Raw genomic sequence first — 1449 nt, 5'->3', positions numbered from 1 at the left:
CCCGGGGGACGAACCGGCTGCCCAGCCAGACCGTGAGGCCCACGTTGGCGGCGATGATCGGGTTCTCGGGGCCGAGGCTGGGCCCGCCGGCCAGCATCAGCGCGTTCGCGAGCAGCAGCCCGGGCAGCACGACGAGCGGCAGGACGGGCGCCTCCAGCCCGACGGTGGCGGGATCGGGTCCGGCGTGCCCTGGCGCCTTCCACACCACCAGCCCGACCGCGATGCCGGTCGCCACGAGCACGGCGAACATCCACGCCACGGAGTACCGGCCGATCCCGAGCGCGTCCGGCACGGTCTGCCAGAGCACGTCCTGGAGCTGCTCGGCGGCGACCTCCACGCCCACCAGGACCAGGCTGGAGAGCACACCCACGACGATGGCGGGCAGCAAGGAGGGCAGCAGGGCGCGAGCGGGGGTCGAGGGGTGGACGGAGGGTGCCTGGTCTTCGGAGTCCTGGACCACGGGCACACGATAAACGGACCAAACGCCACAAACCGGAAACACGCTTGCACCTCACGTGGCGTGAGGCCCGACCGTGGAGCTCGGAAGAGGGGAGCGGAAGTGAACTACTCGGTGGGACAGGTCGCGGGCTTCGCCGGTGTCACGGTGCGCACGCTGCACCACTACGACGACATCAACCTGCTCGTCCCGAGCGAACGCAGCCACGCGGGCCACCGGCGCTACGGCGACGCCGACCTCGACCGGCTGCAGCAGATCCTGTTCTACCGGGAGCTCGGCTTCCCGCTCGAGGAGGTCGCCGCGCTGCTCGACGACCCGGACGCGGACCCGCGCGCGCACCTGCGCCGGCAGTACGAACTGCTGACCGCCCGGATCGAGAAGCTGCGGAAGATGGCGGCGGCCGTGGAGCACGCCATGGAGGCACGCACGATGGGAGTCAACCTCACGCCCGAGGAGAAGTTCGAGGTCTTCGGGGACAAGGACCCGGAGCAGTACGCCGAGGAGGTGGAGGAGCGCTGGGGCGACACCGACGAGTACGCCGACTCGCAGCGCCGCACCGCGAGCTACACCAAGGAGGACTGGAAGCGCATCCAGGCCGAGGCCGCCGACTGGGGCGAGCGCTACGGCGCCCTGGTGTCGGCCGACGAGCCGCCCACCGGCAAGGCGGCCATCACCCTCGCGGAGGAGCACCGGCAGCACATCTGCACCTGGTTCTACGAGTGCACCTACGAGATCCACCGCTGCCTGGGCGAGATGTACGTCTCCGACGAGCGTTTCAAGGCGTTCTACGACGCGCTGCGCCCGGGCCTGGCCGAGCACCTGAGGGACGCGATCGCCGCGAACGCGGCACGGCACACCTCCTGATCCCCGGCCCGGGAGTGCCTCAGCTTTTTGCTTAGTGCGTTGTGGCAAACCGGATCTCGTTCGAGGGCGTGCGGCACGGGTGACCATCTGTACGGAGGTTCGGGTATGGCCGCGGGCATGAAGGAACG

The 1449-nt window shown here is 70.0% G+C and carries 1 protein-coding gene and 1 pseudogene; one reads left to right on the top strand and one right to left on the bottom strand.

What is annotated here, in order from left to right; all coding sequences use genetic code 11:
- A pseudogene (locus ABZ281_RS49240) lies at positions 1-460 on the bottom strand (ion channel protein); the annotation flags it as partial.
- Between the two features lie 99 nt (positions 461-559).
- On the opposite strand from ABZ281_RS49240, the gene ABZ281_RS49235 reads away from it, so the two are divergent.
- The gene (locus ABZ281_RS49235; RefSeq protein WP_356665357.1) at positions 560-1321 is read left to right on the top strand and encodes a MerR family transcriptional regulator; all 762 of its coding nucleotides are present in this window, start codon (positions 560-562) and stop codon (positions 1319-1321) included.
- The last annotated feature ends 128 nt before the right edge of the window (positions 1322-1449 follow it).

Source organism: Streptomyces sp. NPDC006265 (assembly GCF_040613555.1).
Lineage (GTDB): Bacteria > Actinomycetota > Actinomycetes > Streptomycetales > Streptomycetaceae > Streptomyces.
Note: the sequence above shows the minus strand (reverse complement) of the source record. Positions and strands in the feature narration are given on the sequence as shown.